Source organism: Pseudomonas sp. UMAB-08 (genome assembly GCF_900095225.1).
Lineage (GTDB): Bacteria > Pseudomonadota > Gammaproteobacteria > Pseudomonadales > Pseudomonadaceae > Aquipseudomonas.
Genome location: NZ_LT607428.1, coordinates 81,226 through 104,988 on the forward strand (window position 1 = coordinate 81,226; position 23,763 = coordinate 104,988).

General features: G+C 56.3%; 27 protein-coding genes and 1 other RNA gene. 16 read left to right on the top strand and 12 right to left on the bottom strand.

Annotated features, from left to right (window positions below; translation table 11 throughout):
* Position 1: 1 nt before the first annotated feature.
* Positions 2 to 1,405, bottom strand: a complete 1,404-nt coding sequence (locus K0F75_RS20790; protein WP_219063849.1) for a sodium-dependent transporter — start codon at positions 1,403 to 1,405, stop codon at positions 2 to 4.
* A 118-nt stretch (positions 1,406 to 1,523) separates the two neighbouring features.
* Here K0F75_RS20790 and smpB point away from each other — a divergent pair, with 118 nt between their 5' ends.
* Positions 1,524 to 2,006, top strand: coding sequence for an SsrA-binding protein SmpB (smpB, locus tag K0F75_RS20795; RefSeq protein WP_219063850.1), 483 nt, complete (start codon positions 1,524 to 1,526; stop codon positions 2,004 to 2,006).
* A 123-nt stretch (positions 2,007 to 2,129) separates the two neighbouring features.
* On the opposite strand, the gene K0F75_RS20800 is transcribed toward smpB, so the two are convergent.
* Entirely contained in the window at positions 2,130 to 2,897 is a 768-nt protein-coding gene (locus K0F75_RS20800) for a GntR family transcriptional regulator (RefSeq protein ID WP_219063851.1), read from the bottom strand.
* Positions 2,898 to 3,308: 411 nt separating this feature from the next.
* Between K0F75_RS20800 and K0F75_RS20805 the strand changes: the two genes are divergently transcribed.
* From K0F75_RS20805 to ssrA, 7 genes are all read left to right on the top strand, one after another.
* The gene (locus K0F75_RS20805; RefSeq protein WP_219063852.1) at positions 3,309 to 5,003 is read left to right on the top strand and encodes a lactate permease LctP family transporter; all 1,695 of its coding nucleotides are present in this window, start codon (positions 3,309 to 3,311) and stop codon (positions 5,001 to 5,003) included.
* A 150-nt stretch (positions 5,004 to 5,153) separates the two neighbouring features.
* On the top strand, positions 5,154 to 5,978 hold the full coding sequence (locus K0F75_RS20810; RefSeq protein WP_219063853.1) for a (Fe-S)-binding protein: 825 nt from the start codon (positions 5,154 to 5,156) through the stop codon (positions 5,976 to 5,978).
* Complete coding sequence (locus K0F75_RS20815; RefSeq protein ID WP_219063854.1) at positions 5,975 to 7,465, top strand: LutB/LldF family L-lactate oxidation iron-sulfur protein; 1,491 nt, start codon at positions 5,975 to 5,977, stop codon at positions 7,463 to 7,465. The genes K0F75_RS20810 and K0F75_RS20815 overlap by 4 nt, the downstream gene beginning before the upstream one ends.
* Positions 7,462 to 8,133 (top strand): lactate utilization protein, encoded by a 672-nt coding sequence (locus K0F75_RS20820; RefSeq protein WP_219063855.1) that lies wholly within the window; start codon positions 7,462 to 7,464, stop codon positions 8,131 to 8,133. The genes K0F75_RS20815 and K0F75_RS20820 overlap by 4 nt, the downstream gene beginning before the upstream one ends.
* Entirely contained in the window at positions 8,130 to 10,940 is a 2,811-nt protein-coding gene (locus K0F75_RS20825) for an FAD-binding and (Fe-S)-binding domain-containing protein (RefSeq protein ID WP_219063856.1), read from the top strand. Before K0F75_RS20820 ends, K0F75_RS20825 begins: the two co-directional genes overlap by 4 nt.
* A gap of 213 nt (positions 10,941 to 11,153) precedes the next feature.
* Positions 11,154 to 11,423 carry a hypothetical protein gene (locus K0F75_RS20830; protein WP_219063857.1) on the top strand — a complete coding sequence of 90 codons (270 nt, stop codon included), beginning with the start codon at positions 11,154 to 11,156 and terminating at the stop codon, positions 11,421 to 11,423.
* A gap of 118 nt (positions 11,424 to 11,541) precedes the next feature.
* Positions 11,542 to 11,935: a transfer-messenger RNA gene (gene ssrA / locus K0F75_RS20835) on the top strand.
* A gap of 579 nt (positions 11,936 to 12,514) precedes the next feature.
* Here the strand turns inward: ssrA and K0F75_RS20840 are convergent.
* The 7 genes from K0F75_RS20840 to K0F75_RS20870 form a co-directional block, all read right to left on the bottom strand.
* A complete protein-coding gene (locus tag K0F75_RS20840; RefSeq protein WP_219063858.1) occupies positions 12,515 to 12,979 on the bottom strand; it encodes a DUF1353 domain-containing protein in 465 nt (154 codons plus the stop codon).
* Positions 12,972 to 13,166 carry a hypothetical protein gene (locus K0F75_RS20845; protein WP_219063859.1) on the bottom strand — a complete coding sequence of 65 codons (195 nt, stop codon included), beginning with the start codon at positions 13,164 to 13,166 and terminating at the stop codon, positions 12,972 to 12,974. The genes K0F75_RS20840 and K0F75_RS20845 overlap by 8 nt, the downstream gene beginning before the upstream one ends.
* A complete protein-coding gene (locus K0F75_RS20850; protein ID WP_219063860.1) occupies positions 13,163 to 13,606 on the bottom strand; it encodes a structural protein P5 in 444 nt (147 codons plus the stop codon). Before K0F75_RS20850 ends, K0F75_RS20845 begins: the two co-directional genes overlap by 4 nt.
* A 285-nt stretch (positions 13,607 to 13,891) precedes the next feature.
* Complete coding sequence (locus tag K0F75_RS20855; RefSeq protein ID WP_219063861.1) at positions 13,892 to 14,488, bottom strand: hypothetical protein; 597 nt, start codon at positions 14,486 to 14,488, stop codon at positions 13,892 to 13,894.
* Between the two features lie 75 nt (positions 14,489 to 14,563).
* Positions 14,564 to 15,142 (bottom strand): DUF4376 domain-containing protein, encoded by a 579-nt coding sequence (locus K0F75_RS20860; protein WP_257604456.1) that lies wholly within the window; start codon positions 15,140 to 15,142, stop codon positions 14,564 to 14,566.
* Complete coding sequence (locus K0F75_RS20865) at positions 15,139 to 16,740, bottom strand: hypothetical protein (RefSeq protein ID WP_219063862.1); 1,602 nt, start codon at positions 16,738 to 16,740, stop codon at positions 15,139 to 15,141. The genes K0F75_RS20860 and K0F75_RS20865 overlap by 4 nt, the downstream gene beginning before the upstream one ends.
* A complete protein-coding gene (locus tag K0F75_RS20870) occupies positions 16,740 to 17,534 on the bottom strand; it encodes a hypothetical protein (RefSeq protein WP_219063863.1) in 795 nt (264 codons plus the stop codon). Before K0F75_RS20870 ends, K0F75_RS20865 begins: the two co-directional genes overlap by 1 nt.
* A 184-nt stretch (positions 17,535 to 17,718) precedes the next feature.
* Here K0F75_RS20870 and K0F75_RS20875 point away from each other — a divergent pair, with 184 nt between their 5' ends.
* On the top strand, positions 17,719 to 18,144 hold the full coding sequence (locus tag K0F75_RS20875; RefSeq protein ID WP_219063864.1) for a phage tail assembly chaperone: 426 nt from the start codon (positions 17,719 to 17,721) through the stop codon (positions 18,142 to 18,144).
* Positions 18,145 to 18,230: 86 nt separating this feature from the next.
* Complete coding sequence (locus K0F75_RS20880) at positions 18,231 to 18,452, top strand: hypothetical protein (protein ID WP_219063865.1); 222 nt, start codon at positions 18,231 to 18,233, stop codon at positions 18,450 to 18,452.
* Between the two features lie 10 nt (positions 18,453 to 18,462).
* On the opposite strand, the gene K0F75_RS20885 is transcribed toward K0F75_RS20880, so the two are convergent.
* The gene (locus tag K0F75_RS20885; protein WP_219063866.1) at positions 18,463 to 18,834 is read right to left on the bottom strand and encodes a type II toxin-antitoxin system HigA family antitoxin; all 372 of its coding nucleotides are present in this window, start codon (positions 18,832 to 18,834) and stop codon (positions 18,463 to 18,465) included.
* 5 nt (positions 18,835 to 18,839) lie between these two features.
* The gene (locus tag K0F75_RS20890) at positions 18,840 to 19,142 is read right to left on the bottom strand and encodes a type II toxin-antitoxin system HigB family toxin (RefSeq protein WP_219063878.1); all 303 of its coding nucleotides are present in this window, start codon (positions 19,140 to 19,142) and stop codon (positions 18,840 to 18,842) included.
* Between the two features lie 185 nt (positions 19,143 to 19,327).
* On the opposite strand from K0F75_RS20890, the gene K0F75_RS20895 reads away from it, so the two are divergent.
* From K0F75_RS20895 to K0F75_RS20905, 3 genes are all read left to right on the top strand, one after another.
* Positions 19,328 to 19,576 carry a hypothetical protein gene (locus K0F75_RS20895; protein WP_219063867.1) on the top strand — a complete coding sequence of 83 codons (249 nt, stop codon included), beginning with the start codon at positions 19,328 to 19,330 and terminating at the stop codon, positions 19,574 to 19,576.
* Between the two features lie 242 nt (positions 19,577 to 19,818).
* Positions 19,819 to 20,718: a DUF4747 family protein gene (locus tag K0F75_RS20900; RefSeq protein WP_219063868.1), complete on the top strand. Its 900-nt coding sequence runs from the start codon at positions 19,819 to 19,821 to the stop codon at positions 20,716 to 20,718.
* A 1-nt stretch (position 20,719) separates the two neighbouring features.
* The gene (locus K0F75_RS20905) at positions 20,720 to 21,280 is read left to right on the top strand and encodes a hypothetical protein (protein ID WP_219063869.1); all 561 of its coding nucleotides are present in this window, start codon (positions 20,720 to 20,722) and stop codon (positions 21,278 to 21,280) included.
* 50 nt (positions 21,281 to 21,330) lie between these two features.
* On the opposite strand, the gene K0F75_RS20910 is transcribed toward K0F75_RS20905, so the two are convergent.
* Complete coding sequence (locus K0F75_RS20910; RefSeq protein WP_219063870.1) at positions 21,331 to 22,203, bottom strand: exonuclease domain-containing protein; 873 nt, start codon at positions 22,201 to 22,203, stop codon at positions 21,331 to 21,333.
* Between the two features lie 183 nt (positions 22,204 to 22,386).
* Here K0F75_RS20910 and K0F75_RS20915 point away from each other — a divergent pair, with 183 nt between their 5' ends.
* The 3 genes from K0F75_RS20915 to K0F75_RS20925 all read left to right on the top strand — a co-directional run.
* Positions 22,387 to 22,710: a hypothetical protein gene (locus K0F75_RS20915; RefSeq protein ID WP_219063871.1), complete on the top strand. Its 324-nt coding sequence runs from the start codon at positions 22,387 to 22,389 to the stop codon at positions 22,708 to 22,710.
* 59 nt (positions 22,711 to 22,769) lie between these two features.
* On the top strand, positions 22,770 to 23,261 hold the full coding sequence (locus K0F75_RS20920) for a hypothetical protein (RefSeq protein ID WP_219063872.1): 492 nt from the start codon (positions 22,770 to 22,772) through the stop codon (positions 23,259 to 23,261).
* A gap of 46 nt (positions 23,262 to 23,307) precedes the next feature.
* The coding region (locus K0F75_RS20925; protein WP_219063873.1) for a hypothetical protein at positions 23,308 to 23,763 on the top strand (456 nt) is incomplete at its 3' end.

Below are 23,763 nucleotides of genomic sequence, written 5' to 3' on the forward strand. Positions count from 1 at the left end.
GTCACTTCCAAAGCTGAGCGGCAAACACAACAAGAATGCCGAACGGCGCCACATAGCGCATCAAAAAGAACGTCAAAGCGAAAAGCACCGGGCTGCGCATCGACAACTCATCACGCACCGCCTCACGGCCCATCACCCAACCTGCAAAAACCACAAAACAGAACCCACCGAGCGGCAACATGATCCGCGAGGTGAAAAAATCGATAACCCCAAAAAAGTTCAGCCCCCCCACCGCGCCCCATTGGTAGAGGTGAAACACACCGGCATCGTTCACGAAAAACTTGGCCTGTTCCCAGATATTGAACGAAAACACCGTGCCCAAACCCACGAACCAGCAGATAAACGCCAGCCAGAATGTCACCCAGCCGCGGCGAATCTTAGTCCGTTCGATCAGGTAAGCCACCATTGGCTCAAGCAAAGAAATAGCCGAACTCCAGGCCGCGACCGCTACCAGCACGAAGAAGATTACGCCCATCAGCTGGCCGAACGCCACGTTGCCAAACGCAAATGGCAAGGTCACGAACATCAGGCCCGGGCCTTCGCTGGGGTTCAGGCCCGCCGCAAACACAATCGGAAACAACGCCAGGCCTGCCAACAACGAAACAAACGTATCGAGCAACGCCACACCGACGATGGTCCCGGAGATCGAGGAGTTCTTCGGCATATACGCGCCGTAAATCATGATCGACCCTACGCCCACGCTCAGCGAGAAGAATGCGTGCCCCATCGCGGGCAGCAAGCCATCGAGCAGCTTCGACGCGTCGAAGTCGAACATGAAATGCACGCCCTCCATGAAGTGTCCGGTCGTCAGGCTATAACCCAACAAGATCACCATCAGGATAAAGAGCAACGGCATCATGATCCGCAGGCTGCGCTCAAGTCCCGCAACCACGCCTTTGGCGATCACCACCGCAGAAAGCAGCATGAACACCGTGTGCCACAAGGTCAGGCGCCAAGGGTCGGCGATGACCTTGCCGAAGTAAGCCCCCACTTGATCGGACGCAACACCCTGGAAATCGCCACGCCCCATATCAATGATGTAATCCAGCGACCAGCCACCCACCACGCTATAGAAGGACAGGATCAGCAACGCCGTGATCATTCCGGCGAATGCCCCCCAGGACCAACGCGTCGAATGCCCCGCCTCGAGCGCCAACACCTTCAAGGCGTTGGCCGGACTTTGCCGGGCGCGCCGGCCAATCAGCGTTTCGGCGAGCATCACCGGCACGCCGATCAAGGCAATACAGGCCAGAAATACCAACACGAAAGCGCCGCCGCCATAGACGCCGACCATGTAGGGAAACTTCCATATGCTGCCGAGACCCACCGCAGAACCGGTCGCTGCGAGAATGAACACCCAGCGGCTCGCCCAGCCGCCGTGGACAGAAACCTTGTCCGTCGACATCGTTAACACGCTCAACCGTTGAAAAAAGAGGCCGCATTGTCCGGGATTCAATCAAGCTGCTCAAGCACGCAGCTTCACCGTAGCCGACAGCGCGTTGTCTCCCTATAATGCGTCCCCTATGGCTAAGCTCAAGAAACACCCCACAGGGACCATCGCGCAAAATAAAAAGGCGCGTCACGATTACTTCATCGAACATAAGTTCGAGGCCGGTCTGGTCCTGGCTGGCTGGGAAGTAAAGAGTATGCGTGCTAGCAAGGTGCAGCTGGTTGACAGCTATGTGCTGCTCAAGGATGGCGAGGCCTGGCTCATGGGCTGCCATATCACGCCGCTCGCGGCCGCCAGCACGCACGTCATCGCTGACCCTACACGTACCCGAAAACTGCTGCTCAACCAGCGCGAGCTCGAAAAGCTCAACACTGCGGTTCAGCAGAAAGGCTATGCCTGCGTGGCCCTTTCCATTTACTGGAAAGCGCACTTGATCAAGTGTGAAATCGCGCTGGGCAAAGGCAAGAAGGAATACGACAAGCGCCACACCGAGCGGGAACGCGACTCTGATCGCGAGCTGCAACGTGCGGTTCGCACCAAGGGTAAGGACGACTGACAGCTCGCATGTGCGAGTTGCCTGACGCACTGCGGCGCTTCATGTGCGAATAAATTCGCTCTCACGGAGGATACGTAATCTCTGTGAGAGCGAATTTGTTCGCAAAATAGTCCGGGGCAGCCCTCACATCCCGTTACGCCTCTCCGCCCGCGCCGTGCGCTGCACTTGCTGCCGCACCTCTTCCAGCACCTCCTGCACATAGAGCAGATGGCGGCTGGCAACTTCGCGCGCACCTTCCGCACGGCCTTCGATAATCGCCAAGTACAGCTCACGGTGCTGACTGATCAGCATGTCGCGAGTCTCTGTGCGTTGCTTGTACATGCCACCGATGTTGGTCACGACATTACGCTTGAGCAAATCGAACAGCCCCCGGATCGTGTGCAGTAGCACTGCGTTATGGCTTGCTTCAGCGATGGCCAGATGGAAGCTCGCATCGGCAGCGCCCTCCTCGGCCCGACTCACTTCGCCGACGCGCGAATAACAGTCCTGCAATAAATCAAAGGCCGCCCGCAGCCGCTCACGGTCGACGTCCGTCGCGCGCAAGGCTGCGTAATACGCGCACGAAGCTTCCAGCGTATGGCGAAACTCAAGCAGATCACGCTGAGCATCCGGATTGCTTTCCAGCAAATGCAGCAACGGATCGCTGAATGTCGACCCCAGATTCTCGACCACGTAATTGCCACCGCCCTGGCGGCTGATCAACAAACCTTTGGCCGTGAGCTTTTGAATCGCTTCACGCAAGGATGGGCGCGAGACACCAAACTGTTCTGCCAACGCACGCTCGGCAGGCAAGCGCTCTCCAGACTTCAATGTGCCTTCGAGAATCATCCCTTCCAGTTGCTCGACAATATCGTCAGACAAACGGCGCTGACGCACCTGATCAAACCCCATAACTCACTCCACCTCCCCGATCATCTGTCGGGACCGCCTATTCTCGCCGATTGCCGCCGCGCCGACACCCTTCAGGTTCAGCTGCAAATGCCACATCAATGCAATTTTTTTCGCAAATCGACGAAAGTATTAGAAGGGCAAATTGACACACCAATAGCTAGGCTTTTAACCTAGCGTCCAGACATTGTAAATTGGTATTACCAATTATCCAATGCCGGCGTTCAGTGGCCACTATCCACGACGCCGCAAGACCTCTCGTCATAGCGAAAGGCTTGAGCTGGTGAGCTGTGCGACTTGTTCGTCAGCCTCGATTCGACGACCACGATGTAGCGTGCGGGCCGTCGACAACGAGCTGCGATCTTGCGATACGGAACATCGGGCCTGACCAACAACAATTAGGGGCCACCCCATATGCAAACCTGGCAACAGTTCTATACCCCACTCGGCAGCCTTGGCTTCTCCGCTATCGCCGCAGTTATTCCCATCGTGTTTTTCTTCATGGCCTTGGCTGTGTTCCGGCTAAAGGGTCATGTTGCAGGCACCATTACGCTGCTGTTATCGGTACTGATAGCGATCTTCGCCTTCAAAATGCCAGCTGATATGGCCGTTGCGGCCGCCGGATACGGGTTCGCCTATGGCGTCTGGCCGATTGCCTGGATCATCATCGCAGCGGTATTCCTCTACAAACTGACGGTTAAAAGTGGTCAGTTCGAGATTATCCGCAGCTCGGTCCTGACCATCACCGACGACCCGCGCCTGCAAGTGTTGCTGATCGCCTTCTGCTTTGGCGCCTTCCTTGAAGGTGCGGCAGGTTTCGGTGCGCCAGTGGCGATTACTGCAGCATTGCTGGTGGGCCTGGGATTCAACCCGCTCTATGCCGCCGGGTTGTGCCTGATTGCCAACACGGCCCCAGTCGCTTTCGGCGCATTGGGTATTCCGATCATCGTGGCGGGCCAGGTTTCGGGGATCGACGCGTTCAAGATCGGCGCCATGGCCGGCCGTCAATTGCCGTTGCTGTCGCTGTTCGTACCGTTCTGGCTGGTGTTCATGATGGACGGCATGCGTGGCGTCAAGGAAACCTGGCCAGCCGCTCTGGTCGCAGGTTTTACCTTCGCCGCCAGCCAGTTCCTTACTTCGAACTTCATCGGCCCTGAACTGCCGGACATCACTTCGGCGCTGCTCAGCCTGATTGCCCTGACTCTGTTCCTCAAAGTCTGGCAGCCTAAACGTACCGCTGGCGCGCAAATGGCCGGTGCTACCCCGACTGGCCCAGTAGTCGCCAGCGCTGGCGGCTTCGGTCTGCCACGCACGTCGATCAAGTCTGAATACACCTTGGGCCAGATTTTCAAAGCGTGGTCACCCTTCCTGATTCTGACCGTCATCGTCACCATCTGGACGCTTAAGCCGTTCAAGGCAATGTTCGCCGCCGGTGGTGCGATGCAGGCATGGACCATGAACTTTGCCATCCCGCATCTGGACCAACTGGTGTTCAAGGTCGCGCCTATCGTCGCCAACCAGACCGCCATGCCAGCCGTGTTCAAGTTCGACCTGATCGCCGCCTCCGGCTCCGCGATTCTGATCTCCGCATTGCTGTCGATGCTGGTGTTGCGAATCGGGGTCAAAACCGGTCTGACCACTTTCAAAGAAACCCTCTTTGAACTGCGCTGGGCCATCGTGTCCATTGGCATGGTGTTGGCGTTCGCCTTCGTGATGAACTTCTCCGGCATGTCCACCACGCTGGCACTGGTTCTGGCATCCACGGGCGCTGCGTTCCCGTTCTTCTCGCCGTTCCTTGGCTGGCTGGGTGTGTTCCTGACAGGCTCCGATACCTCCTCCAACGCGCTGTTTGGCTCATTGCAGGCAACGACCGCGCACCAGGTCGGTGTTAGCGATGTGCTGATGGTGGCTGCTAACTCCACCGGTGGCGTGACCGGCAAAATGATTTCACCGCAGTCGATTGCTGTTGCCTGCGCCGCCACTGGCCTGGTGGGCAAAGAATCCGACCTGTTCCGCTTCACCCTCAAACACAGTCTGTTCTTTGCCACCATCGTCGGCTGCATCACCCTGGCTCAGGCTTATTGGTTCACCGGCATGCTGGTTCACTAACAGCATCCACACCCGCAACGACCTGGCGCCGGGCTAATCCCCGGCGTCAACCATTCATGACCGGGTCTGCAAAGCGGTTGAAAGCTAAGACGATGCATCTTTCGACCGCGGCGCTGGACGGATAACCGGGACCACCCGGAGAAACGCCTGATGAGCGAGCTCTATTACAACGCCGTACCTAATGCGACCCGCGTCGCACCGCCACAGGCCGAACCACGGCACTACCCTGACGTAAAACCTGAGCGGGTCTACCTGTTCGGCACCTGCGTGGTCGACCTGTTTTACCCGGAAGCCGGCATGGACGCGATTCACCTGCTCGAACGCGAAGGCATTCGGGTCGAATTCCCCCAAGGGCAAAGCTGCTGCGGGCAACCGGCCTACACCTCCGGTTACACCGATCAGGCGCGTGAAGTCGCGCGGGCGCAACTGGCATTGTTCTCGGGTGATTACCCGGTGGTCGTACCTTCCGGCTCATGCGCCGGCATGCTGCGCGAGCACTACCCGGACTTGTTCAAGGACGAGCCGGAAACCTTGAAGCAGGTTCATGCCCTGGCCGCCCGCACCTATGAACTGGCGGAGTTTCTGCTGTTCGTGTGCAAAGTGAAGCTCCAGGACAGTGGAGCACCGATCAAGGTGGCGCTGCATACGTCCTGCTCGGCACGCCGGGAAATGAACACGCACTTGCACGTCCGGGAACTGTTGTCCCAGATGAGCAACGTCGAGCGGGTAGACCACAGTCACGAAAGTGAATGCTGCGGTTTTGGCGGGACGTTCAGCGTGCGCATGCCGGATATTTCCGGGGCCATGGTCGCGGACAAGACGCGAGCGTTAAAAGAGTCGGGCGCGCATCAGGTAGTGACCGCCGACTGCGGCTGCTTGATGAACATCAACGGCTCGCTGGAGAAACAACGGGAATCGCTACGCGGCCAACACGTGGCCAGTTTCCTGTGGCAACGCACCGGAGGTGGACAATGAGCACGCAAACACTGATCCCCACCGTTGAGGTACACGAAGACTTCCGCGCCCGAGCCCACAAAGCCTTGGGCGACAGCCAACTGCGCAACAACTTCCGCACCGCCATGGATTCGCTGATGACCAAGCGCGCGGCCGCGTTCAGCGATGCCGACGAGCGTGAACGTCTGCGCACCCTGGGCAATGCGATTCGGGCGCGCGCCCTGTCCAAGCTGCCCGATTTGCTTGAGCAACTTGAACGAAACCTGACCCGTAATGGCGTGAAGGTGCATTGGGCGGAAACGGTAGAAGAAGCCAATGACATTGTCCTCTCGATCGTCGAGGCTCATGAAGCCCGGCAAGTGATCAAGGGCAAGTCGATGGTCAGCGAAGAAATGGAAATGAATGATTTCCTCGCAGACCGTAACGTCGAATGCCTGGAATCGGACATGGGCGAATACATCGTCCAGCTCGACCATGAGAAGCCGTCGCACATCATCATGCCGGCGATTCACAAAAACGCCGGCCAGGTGGGCACCTTGTTCCACGAAAAACTGGGCGTGGACTACACCAAAGACGTCGACAAACTGATCCAGATCGGTCGCAAAGTGCTGCGCCAAAAATTCTTCGAAGCCGACATCGGCGTCTCCGGTGTCAACTTCGCCGTGGCTGAAACCGGCACCCTGTTGCTGGTCGAAAACGAAGGCAACGGCCGCATGTGCACGACGGTTCCGCCGGTGCATATCGCCGTGACCGGCATCGAAAAAGTCGTCGAGAACCTGCGTGACACCGTCCCACTGCTGTCGCTGTTGACCCGCTCGGCGCTGGGCATCCCCATCACCACGTACGTCAACATGATCTCCGGCCCACGCAAGGCCGATGAACTGGATGGCCCGCAAGAAGTGCACCTGGTGCTGCTCGATAACGGTCGCAGCCAGGCGTTCGCCGACAGTGAACTGCGCCAGACCCTGAACTGCATCCGCTGCGGCGCCTGCATGAACCACTGCCCGGTCTATACCCGCATCGGCGGCCATGCCTATGGCGAGGTGTACCCAGGCCCTATCGGTAAAATCATCACCCCACACATGGTCGGTCTGAACAAAGTCCCGGACCACCCCAGCGCTTCGTCGTTGTGCGGCGCCTGCGGCGAAGTCTGCCCGGTGAAAATTCCAATCCCGGCCCTGTTGCGTCGCCTGCGAGAAGAAAACGTTAAATCGCCGGACGCGCCGAACAAAGCCATGCGCGGCCAAGGCAGCAAATACTCACGCACAGAACGCTTTATCTGGAATGCCTGGTCGCGCCTCAATAGCTCGCCGGCGCTGTACCGCGTGTTCGGCTTTTTCGCGACCCGCCTGCGCAATTTGACCCCAAGCAGCATCGGCCCGTGGACGCAGAATCACAGCGCACCGAAACCGGCAGCCCGCTCGCTGCATGAGCTGGCCCGTGAACATTTGGCCAAGCAGTCGACAGAGAATCAGTCGATAGAGAAGCAACCGGGAGCCAAGCGATGAGCGCCAAGCAAAACATCCTCAACAAACTGCGCCACAGCCTGACCGGTGCCACGCCGATCACCGACAACTTCGACGAAGAGCTGGTGACCACCCCGTGGAGTTACGCCCCCGAACAACGGCTCGCGCAGTTGCGCAAACTGATGGAAGCCGTGCACACCGAAATCCATCTCAGCACCGAACAGGGCTGGCCGGAACTGCTCGGACAATTGGTGCATGACCGCCAATTGCCGAGCCTGTTGATTGCCCCGAGCACGCCCCACGGTCGGCGCGTCAGCGAGCATTGGACCGTGCACCCCGAGTTACCGTCGCTCAAGGCCTATGACCGTCCGGTGGAGGCGTGGAAAACCGAGCTGTTCGACGACACCCCCGCCAGTTTCACCACCACCCTGGGCGCCATTGCTGCCACCGGCAGCCTGATTCTATGGCCGACCCGCGAAGAACCGCGCCTGATGAGTCTGGTGCCGCCCGTGCACTTCGCCCTGCTCAAGGCCAGCGAAATCTACGACAACTTTTATCAGGTTCAGCAAAATCAGAAATGGGCAGCCGGCATGCCGACCAATGCACTGCTGGTGTCCGGCCCGTCAAAAACCGCTGACATTGAACAGATCCTGGCCTACGGCGCCCACGGCCCGAAAGATCTGGTGGTACTGATTCTGGAGGATGCATGAGCCTGCCCGCTGTATTCCTGCGCGAAGCCGAGCGACTGATTCCCAAGAACAGACGCTTCGACGACCCGCTTTCAACCCTGGCCTTCGGCACTGATGCAAGCTTCTACCGGCTGATCCCGAAACTGGTGATACGCGTCGAGTCCGAAGACGAAGTGGTCGCGCTGCTCAAGCTGGCTCAAGCTGAAAGCGTACCGGTGACGTTTCGCGCTGCGGGCACCAGCTTGTCCGGCCAGGCCATCAGCGATTCAGTGCTGATCGTGCTCGGCGACAACTGGAACGGCAGAGAGATTCGCGGTCAGGGCACGCAGATCCGCCTGCAACCGGGGGTCATTGGTGCTCAGGCGAATGCCTGGCTGGCACCGTTCGGGCGCAAGATCGGCCCGGACCCGGCGTCGATCAACGCCTGCAAAATCGGCGGCATCGTCGCCAACAACTCCAGCGGCATGTGCTGTGGCACCGCGCAGAACACCTATCACACACTCGCCGGGATTCGACTGGTATTGGCTGACGGCACCCGCCTGGACACCGAAGACTCCGCCAGCGTCGCCGCGTTTCGCGACAGCCACGCCGACCTGCTGGAACAACTGGCCCGACTCGGCCGCGAGACACGTGCCAACAGCACGCTGGCCGCAAAAATTCGCCACAAATACCGCCTGAAAAACACCACCGGCCTGTCACTCAATGCCCTGGTGGATTTCGATGAGCCACTGGATATCCTCAGCCACTTGCTGGTCGGCTCCGAAGGCACCCTCGGTTTTATCAGCGCGGTCACTTACGACACCGTCATCGACCACCCGTACAAAGCATCGGCGCTGATCGTGTTCCCCGATGTGGAAACCTGCTGCACCGCCGTCACCGTCCTGAAAAGCCAACCGGTTGCAGCAGTCGAATTGCTGGACCGGCGCAGCATGCGGTCGGTGCAGGACAAACCAGGCATGCCTGCCTTTGTCCGCGAATTATCGGAAAACGCCTGCGCCCTGCTGATCGAATCCCGCGCCGCCTCCCAGGCATTACTGCATGAGCAGCTCGCGCAGATCATGGCCTCGCTGGCCTCATTCTCGGTGGAGAAGCAGGTCGACTTTACCGAAGACCCCGTGGAAAACGCCCGTCTCTGGGCGATTCGCAAAGACACTTTCCCCGCCGTTGGCGCCGTGCGTAAAACCGGTACCACAGTGATCATCGAGGACGTTACATTCCCGGTCGAACAACTGGCGATTGGCGTGCGTCGACTGATCGCGCTGTTCGACAAACATCACTACGACGAAGCGATCCTGTTCGGCCACGCGCTGGAAGGCAACCTGCACTTTGTGTTCACTCAGGGGTTCGACAGCCCTTCGCAAGTCGCCCGTTATCAAGCGTTCATGGACGACGTCACGCAACTGGTGGCCGTAGAGTTCGGCGGCTCATTGAAAGCCGAGCACGGCACTGGACGCAACATGGCGCCGTTTGTCGAGCTGGAATGGGGCAGCGATGCCTACCAACTGATGTGGCAACTCAAACGGCTGCTTGATCCTAACGGCATCCTTAACCCGGACGTAGTGCTCAGCACCGATCCGCAGATCCATTTGAAACACCTAAAGCCACTGCCCGCCGCCGATGAGATCGTCGACAAATGCATCGAGTGCGGGTTTTGCGAGCCGGTCTGTCCGTCCAAAGGGCTGACGCTGAGCCCACGACAACGCATCGTGATCTGGCGCGATATCCAGGCGAAAAAACGCGCGGGCATCGACACCACTGATCTGGAGCGCGACTACCACTATCAAGGCATCGACACCTGTGCCGCGACAGGGCTGTGTGCGCAACGTTGCCCGGTCGGGATCAATACCGGCGAACTGGTGAAGAAACTGCGCAGCCGCGAAGCGACCCATGGCAAAACTGCGGACTGGCTGGCCCATAATTTCAAGACCGCGCTGCAAGGTGCGCGCTTCACGCTGCACGTGGCCAACGGTGCGCGGATGCTCTTGGGCGCACCACGCCTGGCCAAAATCTCCGCAGCGTTGAGCAAGGCGTCGTCAGGTCGCGTGCCGCAGTGGACCGCCGCCATGCCGCAGCCGGAGCGGGCCATTCGTTTCAGCCCACCGATCGATGATCAGCGCCCACGTGTGGTGTACCTGGCAGCGTGTGTATCACGCGTCATGGGCCCAGCTGCAAGCGACCGCGAACAGATGTCGCTGCTGGACAAAACCCGCGGTCTACTGGAGAAGGCCGGTTATCAGGTGGTCTTCCCCGACAATCAGGACAGCCTGTGCTGCGGGCAACCCTTTGCCTCAAAAGGCTACAACGAGCAAGCCGAGGACAAACGCCAGGAACTGCTCGCGGCCTTGATCAAGGCCAGTCGCGGCGGTCTCGACCCGATCTATTGCGACACCAGCCCATGCACCCTGCGCCTGGTTCAGGATCTGAAAGACACGCGCCTGGACCTGTACGACCCGGTGCGCTTTATCCGCACTCACCTGCTGGACAAGCTGCACTTCACTCCCCAGCAGGAAGCTATCGCGGTGCACGTCACCTGCAGCACCCAACACTTGGGCGAGAGTCAGGCCTTGATCGAACTGGCGCGCCTGTGCAGCCAGAATGTGGTGATACCCGAAGGCATCCACTGCTGCGGTTTTGCCGGTGACAGGGGCTTCACTACGCCGGAACTGAACGCGCATTCATTGCGCACCTTGAAAGACGCGGTGCAGTACTGCAACGAAGGCATTTCCACCAGCCGGACCTGTGAAATCGGCCTGTCGCAACACGGCGGTATCGATTACCACGGACTGGTTTATCTGGTGGATCGAGTGACTCAAGCCAAGTCGGCGTAAAACCTCCCTGACGGGGCCTACACGCCCCGTCAGGACGCCAGACGTCGCAAGAATGGCTTTTTCACAGGCTGCTCAAGAAAAAATAGAACCCCTGCGTTACGCCAGAGTCAATCTATTCAAGCCCTCCCCAGAAGTGATCCGGGCTTACCACAGCGCTCGGGCCATCGGCCTCATAGACCGTCCATCCCGAGTCCACAGGCTAAGGAGACACACATGAAGCGCACTGCACTCACTGGATTGTTCCTCACCGCCGCCCTGTTGGCTTCCCCGGTATTTGCCGCTGATGATCTGTGCGACGCCAATCTGCAGCAGATCAAAGATGACCTGACCACCGGCGCGACCGACATGGGCGACGACACCCTGATGAACCTCAAGGAAGCGCAAAAGGAAGCCATGGCCGCAAAAGCGGCTGGCGACAATAAAAAATGCATCGAGCTGACCGAAAAGGCGCTGGAAGAGGCCGACAAGGGTGAGGACAGGTAAAAGCATTGCCAAGGCCAGCCCTGGGGCTGGCCTGTTTCACCCCGTCGCCTGAGAGAAAGTCGACGTCCTCCCTGCATTGAGGTAGACTCACCACTTGACTGCTAGAGCAGTTGTAATTGGGGCCGATTAGGATTCGACGCCGGTCGCGAAACTCTAGGGGCATGCCGAGTTGGTAACAGAACTCGTAAATCCACTGTTGCAACTTCTTATAGTTGCCAATGACGAAACCTACGGGGAATACGCTCTCGCTGCGTAAGCAGCCTTAGCCCTTCCCTCCTGGTCGCTTCGGCGCCAGCAATCACTAGGGGATGTCTGTAAACCCGAAGTGATTGTCATATAGAACAGAATCGCCGTGCAGTATGTTGTGGACGAATCGGCTAAAAATTACACAGCTCGCCCAATGCACCCTGCCCGTCGGGCCGCTGAGGGTTAACTTAATAGACACGGCTAAGCATGTAGTCCCGAAAGCGGAGTACTGGCGGACGGGGGTTCAAATCCCCCCGGCTCCACCAAACGAAGCACCGAAAGGCCCGCCCAGCGCGGGTCTTTCTGTATCTGGAGTTTGAATGTTGCTGAAAGTTGATGTGGATTCATGTCGAATCGTGCATCTCTCAGCAACATTTCAGCAACCTCCCTCCCCCGGCGTCCTGCCGACCGAACACAATCCCCACATAGCAGTAGTGAACCGGCCCTGTGCCACTGGTAATATCCCGCCCACGTTCGCCACCCATTAAGGGATGGAGGCGAAAATAGAAGCCCTGAAGTCGCGAAACTTCGGGGCTTTGCTTATTCAACCATCGCATAGATGACCATCGTCACGGCCGCGACCCAAAAAGTAGTCAGTAGTACTATCAGCCAGATCCAGATAAGGCGCCGCTCCATTGCCTCTCCTTCTGCATGGATTGATCCTCAAATCAGCGTAGCTCATAACCGTCCATCTCGAGCCAGGCCACCACATCTTGAGCAGCCGTGAAGCCTATTCCGGTTTTCCTACATGAATTGAGGTCGTGCTAATTTTTACGACCAACAATGTAGGCGCGAAAAATTAGCATGCGATCTCTGACTTGCCGACCGAACACAACCCCTCTCCTTTATACCGCCACAGCCTCATGCGTCACCGAAAGCCGCCTCGTCCAATAGGCCCTGTCGTTATCGGGCATCAGCTCAAAGGCCAGGTCTTCAACCTTCATCCCGCCCGAGCAGGCCTTGTACCGACTGCCACCACCAACCCGCAGACCGGCATACATCAGGCCAGCGCGGCGCTTGTCGGCATCCATGGCCAGCAGCATTTCGAAGAACAAGGCATCGCAGACTTCACGGGGAAGTTCGTTGGAGCAGTACGCGAAATCATGAATGACGCCACAGGCCCGGTCTTCGATGCCCATCAGCAGTGGCGTGACAATCCACGGGGTTGACGCCAGATCGGTCACAAACCACTTGGGGGCGGTGTAAATAGTTCCGTCAATGGACTGATACCGGAAGTCGGTCATCAGCACCCATTCCCCTTTGGCGTAGGCGCGCAAGATCAGCGGGTCGAGGAATTGACCTTTAGTCATGAGCGACCACCTCGTCAGCGCAGGTGATGGCGACCGAGTTCGGCGCAATGGTGGCGTTGACCAGGATACGATTGGCATGCCGCGCAGGGTTGGGGATCGCGCAGTAAGCATCCACGGCTGAGCTGGTGGCGGACACGACAGTGCAGCCGGACAGGGTGAGCAGGCATACGATCAGGATTAGCTTCATGCCAGCGCCCTCCGCACGCCTTCAGAAACAACAGCCGGTGTGTAAGGCATGCTGCCATTCTCATGCTTGATAATCGCCGTCACGACACCCAGCAAAATGCGCCTGTCCCGAATATCGATCTGCTCGTTTGGCAGGACACCGGCCGCGACGGAAACGGCCTTGATGTACGCCTCGGTATCGTTCTCCACGGAGGGCGCCCAGCGGTTGATCGTCTCGCGCACGGTGTCGATGCCCTTGAGGCCGATGCCGGGCATGCCGTCCTTGCCGCGATAGTTGATCAGTAGCTTGGCCAGAGCGCGAATGCCGTTCTCAGGCGAATCGAAACGAGCGAAGCGTTTCTCGATAGCTGGGTCTGGCGGCAACTGGCCCTGCCAGTCATTGCGCGGGTTATAGTCGATGTTGCCTGGATTATTATTTCTGAGTCCGCGCGCGATGGTCATGTCGGTTTCCTTGAGGCGAAAAAAAGCCCGCACACGGCGGGCATATGGCTGAAATCTGGAGTCGTCAATATGGTGAAATCTACTGTTAGGTTGATAACATCGGCTTACGTCCAGCAGGCCTGACTTGGAGGGCGCAGAAACCCCGGAAGGGCCAACCTCCGGGGTTTCGCTTTTCTGATGCATAGACGAAAAAAAGCCCGCGCGTGGCGGGCTGCTGTGTAGCTGAAACCGTGATCTCATTGGGAAAGAAGAGTAGCTCTCCGAATATTCCTGTCGCCTAATTCATCAGCCACGTTTGCCCGTTTTATAACCGCCCGGCACCGGCTTACGATTGGTTATGCCGCTCCAATCTGGGCTTTGAAGGCCGTTAGGGCGATGCGTCTGCTCTGGCTCCTCATCAATATTTTTAAGCAATCGATTATAGTTTTGCTGCAAGAGACTCTCTTCATCCATCAAGCTCTGCAGTTTTTCCTGTAGCTCTGAGATCTGCTCCTCTCGCTCCATTTTGACCAGCTCTAGAGCCTCTGCCCTTTCCCTAAGTTGCTGAGCCGCTTCCTTAGATTTCTTGAGAGCCACATCCGCCTTTGCCAATTTTGTTGAGGCGCTGCGAAGTTTCTTGCTCGCGAGCCTCTCTTGCGCCTCAGCGGCTTCTATAGCGGCTATCGCGTTTTGCTCATGCTGCTTGAGCAGCTTCTTCAGCGAGGCGAATGTAAATTCGATGAAATCCGTAGGCTTGTCATCGCCCGGAAGCAGCACCGAGGTAACGTTGGTGTATTTCAGAGACGCAAGAAACTGATATTTTTTCTTTGCGAATGTTTCATCGCTGCGAATCTCAGACCGGCTTAATCGTGTGACCGTTTTCCCAATTGCTTTGCGAGGCATTCAGCGCCCTTCCTTTTTGGAGTCATAAGGCCACTATATCTAGTCGAAAACTGAAAGTCATACTGCGAATGTCTGTCACTTTGCTCCGCCCGATAGGACGTCGCTTTTGGCAGTCGTATCATAGAGTCTGCTTGGCCACCCCTCCTCCACCATCACCGCCGTAATCGACCCATCAGCCACCGCGGCCAGCAATGCGGCCTCCCGGTTAAAGCACGCCTGCACGTGCGCCCGCACTGCTGATGCGACACCAAGGATTTGCGAGGAGGTCAGCGTGACGAAGCCTGCCGTCGTCTTCCACTGGACGGAGTAGCCTGGGTCAAGCGAGGCAGCTAATGCTGCGCCCGTGAGCATCGACTGGCTATCGCGAGAGGTATCAATGGGCATACCTTCAACGGTTGTCCCTGATGTTTCAGCGGTGTAGCGCCGGTCAGCGATCAGGATTGGCAAGTCGGGAACAGGGTCAGGCATCGGCTGAGGATCTGGCGTAACCGGACGGGCAGCCAGCTTCACCCAAACGCCCTGCCACTGCGCTACCTGTGTTCCGGTCATGACCATTGGCGTGGTTGGCGTGCTTCGTTCGGGCATTGGTGCGGTGTCTTCAACTTCTACACTACCGACGAAAAAGCCTTGTTCATCCCACTGATAAAGAATCATGCGAGCTTACCCTTGATATAGGCCTTGTAGCCTTTTGAGGTTTTGTGGGCAGGGGTTTTAAACTGGGTGGCGACGTCGTAGTTATATTGGCGAGTCGCTTTTACGATACCAGCAACCCCCTTAGCCAATATCGATAAGTATGTTCCGGCTGATGTTTTCATTGGTGACGTGCTGAAGTAAGGCGCCATACTTATTACCTCTTGCTCCCACGCAATGCCATTATCTAAACTTCTAGAAAGCGTACCTGTACTAGCAGTGTAGGCATAAATAGTACCGTCTGCCGCAATGTATGCCTGTTGAACTCCACCTAAAATCATACTCCAGCTTTTACTATAACTTTCGATGGTGTAAAGAGCGCCGGCCTTAATATATATAAGCCTATTACCTGCCAGCATCAGGCCGGAAATATTGTCTAAACCATCGCCAGCGCCTAGGGAAGCCCATGTGGTGCCGTTAGTAGAAACCTCAATACCGCTCGCGGTTGCAGCACCCGCTGTAGCATTGGTATAGACAACACCTGATAAATTAACCCCTGCAAATGTGTAGAACCCGGTTCTGGTGCTATTAGTAAAGTTTGCCCCGTTGTCAGTAGAGGTTAGAATGCCGGCGCTTGGCGAGCCACTGCCCTGGTTACCATAACCGGCTACAACCCACTTACCTAGGCCATTGGTTGTGATTGAAACTATGGGGGTTGAATACCAAAAAGATGACCATGGCGAGCCGGGCACCGGGGCGAAGGTCATCCCATTATCGGTACTCCGGTAAAGCGCCCCCCAATACCCAGCCGCCAGCCACACCCCATTTCCATCAGTTTGGAGAGCTACAATCGGGCCTACAATGTCGGCCAGTGACGGCACCGACGCCCAAGTGGTCCCGCCATCCGCGCTCCTATAAACTATAGACCCTGCTGCATTATCGGCGGCACCAGGTTTTTTCCCCCCTAGCAAGATCACCTCATTTAGCCCGGCCTGCGCGCAATACAATGCACCCGTACCGTTCGGGCTTGTCGATACGGCAACGTTGGAAATGTCCCTGTTGACACCAATTGTTCCGACGATTGCGAACAAGTCAGGATAAGCCGCCCGGCTATAGATAGTGTCCTGGAGCAAATACGTAGCATCCGGAGTGCGGGTGGTTTCCAGTACGTCGCCAATGGCCTGGCTTAGTGATTTAAATTCAACGCCCGTTTCGTCCAGCTTTACGCAAAGGGCTTGCCCGCCGTGACCTACTAACGACGGTAAACCAGCGGCGGACTGCGCAGCAGCAGCAACAACCACAGTTGACGCTAGCGCAGCTTGCGCGGCTTGGCGGGCGGTGACGGCCAGCACAACCTGATCAGCCGCCAGGCCAACCTTCTGCCCTGCCAAGGTGGCTGAGTCGGCGGCAGTGCCTGCCGACGTTGCGGCTGCATCCTTATAGCCCTTCGTATCGGCCGTAGCGCCAGCCTGCCACGTCAGCGAAGCATTGACCTCTGCAACCATGGCCGCCTGAGCGGTGAGCGATGCCCCTGCCTTGGCGTCAAATACCGCCTCGGCATCAGTTGGCAGCGGTGCAGGTGGAAGCGGTGTCAGCAGCGGAGGTGTCGTGGATACTGCCATTAGTTGAGGCTCCTTACTTCGAGGGTGTATTCGGCGCGGTCGTATGTTGGAAGGCCCATGGCGAGCCTGTCGAAGCGACCCACAATGATGGTGTAGTCGAGGTCTTCACTTCCGATGTAGAGAGCAGCCGTGTCTTTGAGCAGGTTAAGTGTTCGCAGTGCGCTGGAAACTTGATCACCAGTCATCACCACGCTGAAATCAACGTATCGCCGTTCGCCACCCGGCACGACATTGATATTCCCGAAATCATCTTGCTTGACGTGGGAATAACTCTCGCTGCCGAGACCGGTACCATAAACAGCGACACCAATAGTCTTGGCCATCCCGAGCACCAGCATGCCTACTTGTGCGGTGCCACCCGGTGCACTGATGAGAAAGCGAATATCTGCATTATTGAATGCCGGAAGATCGAACTGAGCGACGTTGTCCTTGGTGACGAACTCTCCGAAGTAATACTGATACCAACTACCGCCCGCCTTGCTCGACATATTGAATGTCTTGTCGTAGATGGGAGTAGCTGTTCCGGGAACGGTCATCACTACGCGAACAGTTGACGCCATGACACCGACCAGTCCGAATGAATTGATTCGCGCAGCAGGCCGGATTGTCAGGTCGATGCTTTCAGGGTTGGTCGTGAAGCTGCCAATCATCCATGTGGTGCCTTGGCGCTTATTGAACATCTTCCAGCGGTTAGTTGGGCCTAGATTCAGCCACACGACGGGAGTGACCTTATCCGTTTCCGGGTTACGGCCAGTATTCGCCACCAGCGCTTCATAGTTGTTGTGGTTAAACATCACTTTGGCGCCGAGAGCGTATGCCGTGATGCTGGAGCGTAAGCGCGAGATCCCAGGCATTGGCGCCGAACGGGCGCGCCTTGAGGCTGAGATCCAGCCGATGCTTCAGCTGCACTAATTACACCAAGAACACCCACAGAACCCCGCCACCGAGCGGGTTTATTTTTGCCTGGAGATTCACCGAATGGCTACCAAGATCAAAGACGTTGCTGAAATCAAAACCTTCGCTCTGGCTGACTTCTTCGCCCTGCCAGCTCTTGAAGCAGGTAAGAAGCTCCCGCTGACCCTGCCGGACGGCACGGAGACCGAGCATTACCTTATCGTCATTGGCGCTGATGCTCCTGCCGCGCGCCGTCGCCTGCTTGAGCTTGGCCGCGAAGTCCGTGACCGTGACGAGTCGAAGATGTCGGATGATGAGGTGTACGACATCAATACCGTTAACACCATCAAGTACCGCTCTTCGCTGGTTACCGGCTGGTCGTTCGACACTCCATTCTCCAAAGAGGCTGTGTCGGAACTGCTCGCCCAGAACCCTGGCCTGTCGCAAGAAATCGAATTGCTCGCGAGTAACCGTTCGCGTTTTTTCGCTCAAGACTCGAAAGCCTCTTAAGCTACTGGGAGGGAGAGCTGCGGCTGACGAAGCCGATCAAAGGGTCTGGATCAACACTTCGTGACCACTTGACGCAAGTCTGGAACATGACCGGCCACAAGCCTCGGGAGCTGGATATTCCAGCGATGCCCGAGGGCATGGCTTACTTGGCCGGTCTGTTCTGGGAATGCAAGCGCACCAGCGATCCGCTGACGTGGCAGGAAATGGAAGCGTGGACGCGCATGATGGATCGCCAGCTTGAGCCGGAAGAGGCAAGGGCACTGATGAAGATGGATGCGATTCAGTGCCGGGTGATGAGTGAGGGGTGAGGCGGCTGAATTAGGCCGCCTTCACCGGCTTTATCAAGCTCTCTGCCGGAATTCCGAACATGTCGTGAAGCTTCCAGATCATGGGTAGAGTCAGCGAGCGCTTACGATTCAGAACCTCATAGACGCGATTGGTCTTGCCAATGGCGGGAGCAAGATCGGCAGCGGTCAGCCCTGATTGCTCCATCCTGAACTTGATCGCCTCTATCGGATCAGGCAAATCGATCGGGAAGTTCTTCGCCTCGTAAGCCTCGATCAAAGTGATCATGACTTCGAACGAGTCTCCCTCGGCGGTGCCTGGCTCAGGCTCCTGCTCGAACAACGGAGAAATCTCTTTCAGGGCTGCTCGGTATTCTTCATCGGTGCGGATTGGACGAATATTCATGATGGTTACTCCATTTCCACGGCGTTTGCGTCGATCTTGTCGTACTGCTGGTGAGTCCCGACAAACTTGATATACGCGGCGCCGTATTGGTAGGCGATGGCTACCACTAGGCGGTAATCATTGCCTTTGATGTTGAAGACGACGCGGCGGCTTTTGAGGATGCTGGCATTGCCGAACTGTGCCTTTATTACTTCAGGACTGGTCCAGCTTGCCTTTTTCGCCTCGTCAGCCCATGCGCGTAACTGCTGCTCGGAATCCGGGTATTTCTCCCAGAAGGCTTTGAGGTGGCTGATGGCGATAATTCTCATGGAGAGAATATAGTCCCATGGTGGGACTTGCGCAAGCATTCGCAAGAAATTGGTTACGGTCACCGGCAGCGCTGGGATTTTTGCGGCTGGCAATTAGTCATCCTGGCAATATGCATTACAGACGCTTGCCCAGACGGGCATCCTGAAGCACTCTGCGGTCTTGATGATTCCAACAGGAAATTGACATGAGCCAAACGTATTTGCAGGGCCGCTGGGGCGTGTTCAAAAAGGCTGCAGACGAGGCGCCTATCGCTTTTCTTATCAATGGAGTGGGCATGCCGCTCACCCCTGGAGGACCAATCTTCCAGGTGGCTAGGGGCCGCTTGGTTGACTCAGACGGTCATGGCGGCCCATTGGCCGCATTCAATGATGGCTGGGTTGTTAATTACGGTGTTAATGATCTGGGCAACCACCTTAAGCGTCTACATGCGTAGGCAAACAAAAGCCCGCTGATGTGGGCTTTGTGGTTTCCTGTGCTCGTGAAAGTGAAAAAGCCCAGGCTGGTGCTAGGCTTGGTTCATTCGATTCAATTGTGGTGATAATCACCATAACTGGATGTAGGCGGCAGGGAGGGCCGCAGCTGATCTGAAGGATGCATTTTGACATCATTTCTGACATGCTTTGCGCCCGTGCACGTATACGGACATCGAACAATTGCGCATGTAAGGACTGAAGGATGGCAGGCAAGCAGAATAATGTGGAAACCGAAGGCGCTCATGGGCGAGATAAGAAAATATCCGTAAGTTGCTTGAATCTTGTTCTCCATCCGCATACCCCTAAGAAGTATGTTGATTTTCTCTCCACGTTAAACGATATGAAGATTGCCATAAAGGTCAGGGGTGATGATGCTCTTTGCATCGGATCGTTCCTGAAGGATGAAGATGGCGATGCATATGTTGGAGAGATTCATAAGTATTTAAACTTGGATGCTTCTGCAGACTGGTATAACGTAAAAAGAAACTCTATAGCAACTAAAGCGGATGTTGATGGTGTAGTCATACCTGATGATTTGAGGCCGCACTTTAAAAAGTATCAGTTTGTATTTTTTCCTGAAGGGCACAGATTTTTTTACGTTTCCAAATCAAGCACGGATACGCTGTCGCCTGCATTGTTGAAAAAGTTTTTTGAAGGCGCGTCTATGTCTGAGGCGCTGGCCAGCTTCGGGAATTTTGCGGTGACGGTTGAGCCGCAGGTCGGATCGTCTGAGAAGTTGTTTTTGATGCCAAGAATTTCTCGTATTGATATGGAAATCAACAGGCCTAATCCTGATGATCATGCTGGTCTAGATGCCCAGGTTCAAGAGCGCCTACGGAGAATAAACGCGAAGAAGGAAATCTTGGCGTACGTTGCTGCTGACTCAGTTGGCCTGCAGCCGGACGCCGAACTTAAAGGGCTCGCACTGGTAGCCGCCTCGAACGGCAAGGTAGTAGTAAAAGGTCGAAATGATAGTAACGAGATTGTTACGCAATCAACCGAAAATCTGCCTCTTACCGAACCGGCGAGTTATAATCCAGACATACAGTCGGAGCGCTCGGTGCTGGTAGAAGTCGCGCGGAGCATACGTCAGGTACTTTGATATGCTGAAAGATATAAAGCAATCGTATGTCGGAACCTGGAAGCTGTGGGCGTCATACTGGCGTGTTTACGGTGGCCTAAGGGCGGTATTAACGTCGCTTTATTTTGGCGTGTCGATACTTGTGTGTGCTCTAAGTTATCGTATTTGGTCTGAGTCGGGCTGGTGGGATCTAGTTATTTCCGCTGTTCCCACTATGCTAGGCTTTACGCTGGCAGGGCTAGCGGTGTTCTTAGGTATGGACTCGAAATTCAGCGCTGCTATTGCCGGCGGTACCGATAAAGAGCCGTCCCCATTTATCCAGATGATTGCGGCGTTTGTGCATTTTGTAGTAGTGCAAGTAGTCGCTTTGCTATATGCGTTTCTCGCAAAAGCATCGTTCTTTTCGGTCGACGGGCTACCAGCTTGGTACTATGACGTAATGCCTTACGGGCGGGGAGCCGCGTGGTTCATAGGCTTCGGGATCTTTATCTACGCAGTGATGTCCATGCTGGCCGCTACATTCTCGATTTTTCGCACGAGCCGATGGTTTGATGCGTTCGTGGGCCCGCCTGACAGCTCTTAACCCGCAAGAATAGGACAGTCAAGCCCAGCCCTCGCGCTGGGCTTTTTGCATTAGCTGTGGTCGGCCTCATCAAGAGCGACCATTGCAACGAAATCAGATTCCCCAATAATCCGAAGATATTGACCTCCGGCAATCAGCGCCTCGGCCTTGATGTGCTTGCTGCTTTTTTCCTTCCCGGCAAATCTGGTCAGATCCTGATCCCCCACAACTAGAATTGTGGTTTTCTTGGTAACAGTATTGGAAAGTGAGCACCCGATCGAAGCGGCAAGGTCTTGAGCGTGCTGACGCGGCATTTCGAGGGCGCCAGTAAAGGCGATGCTCTCACCTATGAGCGGCCCGTCGGTGTTAATGATAGGTGCGCCTGGAAGTCGAACCGGTCGCTTGTTCCTGGCCAGCCACTCGGCAGGTGATATTCCAGTCACCTCTGCCGCCCTCAACAGAATCATTCCGGCTGCTCGGGCATCATCAATTGCATTGTGATGGCGAGAAAGGGTAATGCCTAAATACTTACAGACTGGGTTGAGGCCGAAGCCACCGTCCGCGTACATGTCGGGCCATGCGCGCCTCACAACGGGATGAATGTTGAGCCAAGGATTACCCATGCGAGATATCTGATGAAGCTCACACGCCTGACTGAACGCCGACCGGTCGAAATGTCCGTAGCTGGCCACCAGATCTTGGCCGACTAATGAGGTGACTCTCGCGAATGCATCGGAAAATGCGGGCTTGCCGATTACCATCTCTGGCGTGATGCCATGGATTCGCATGTTGAAGCCGTCAAAATCATCATTAGGGTCGACTAGCGTCTCCCACTCATCTGTGATCTGGCCATCAGTAAATACGACGACGCCGACTTGGCAGATTGAGCCAAACCAAGAATTAGCGGTTTCAACGTCAATGGTGATGAAGCGATTGCTGGGCATGGCCATTCCTTGGGCAGATGAAGGCCGGAAGCTACTATGTCTTTTGGGTACGGGCTACTGGACTTTCATCCAGCGTGGTTTCGCTGTTTGGGCAAGGTAAGGAAAAGACCTCACCTCAGCAGGGTTTTGGTCGTCCCTCCTCGATAGTGGTAGATTGCCGCTATTGAATGGGAGGGATACCGGATGCGCTATTTGTTACTGATCGGAGCCTTGCTGGCTGGCAGTGCTTACGCTGCGGCCCCAGCAACGTCGCAAAACCAGAGGGATTTGGTCAAATACCTGATCGCATCTGAGAAAAAAACAATTAAAGACGCCATCTGGATGAGCAAAGACAACCTCTATGTTGGTGCCATTGATGACGGCACTGATCGAAAAGGCCTGGCCATGTATGTATGCGCAGTCGCATCTGAACGCAAGGCGCCAGCCAAGATGGTCAAGGTGGTCGACATTGTGAAGGTCCAGCGCGCTGGAAAATTCGAAGAGTTGGGCAGGGCTGACTGCCTGTAACTGAAACGCTAATCAAGAGCCTCGCCAAGTGCGGGGCTTTTTTTCGACCGGAGAAAAGTATGCAGCCCCGAGATTTCTACGTGAAGCAGGAGGCGGAAGAGGGGCGACAGGTCAATTTATCGAATGCTGACGGCACGCCAAGCGGGCATTGGCTGGTCGTCCGGTCGGTGCTTTCGCAGCAGTACGAGAAGGCTTTCAGCGCCATCAGGGCTCAGGCCTTGAGCCAGGTCGTGGAGCTTTCCAAGGCAGGAGGCAAAGATCAGGCGCTGCGAATGGATACCCAAGATGCAGTAGATCGAATTGTCCCAAGCCTAAACCCTGAGCCCGACCGGGAAGAGTTTCATTGTGAATGGGCTTTGTGGGCTGACCGTGAACGGATCAGGGCCAAACTTTCACAGTTGATGACTGCAAACCCAGCGCCGGTAGCGGTGGCGCTGCCAGAACGAAAGCGCGCTGATTACTATGACGAAAGCCAGGATGTAAAAAGCTATTTTGAAGAGCTTGGCTGGAACGCTTGTCTCGACGAAGTAACCCGCCTCAACACCAAGTAACCCTCCCCCACTTCAAAGTCAGCCGCTATAGCGGTAAGGAACCCCTATGCTCGATGCAAACATCCACCACTCACTGAGCACGCTCACTGCAAGCCAGATGGCCAAGCTGCTGGTGATGCATCACGGAATCGATGCTTTCAACTACAAGTACGATAGCCTGCGAGATGCGCCAAATGGCCTCGTTACGCTTGAAGATTTGGCGTCCATGTCCGGCGAGGATCTGGATCAGCTTTACGATGAGAGCTCGCACGATGATGCGGTGAACGAGGTGCGTTACAGCGCAGTGGACGCCCACGGAGTTCCGTCTTGGTGCCACTACAGTTGGGAGCGCAACTACGAGGTCGATGTGAAGGCCTTCATCCTGCCCGATGGTCGTGCTCTCGCCTTTTGTGAGATGAGCGGCGGCGGCAAGCACGGCGAGCCAAACGCCTACCCATGGGTAGATGAGGCCAAATTCATCAAGGTCTCCGGCGTCGAAGAGCGCGTAATCAAGACTTACAAG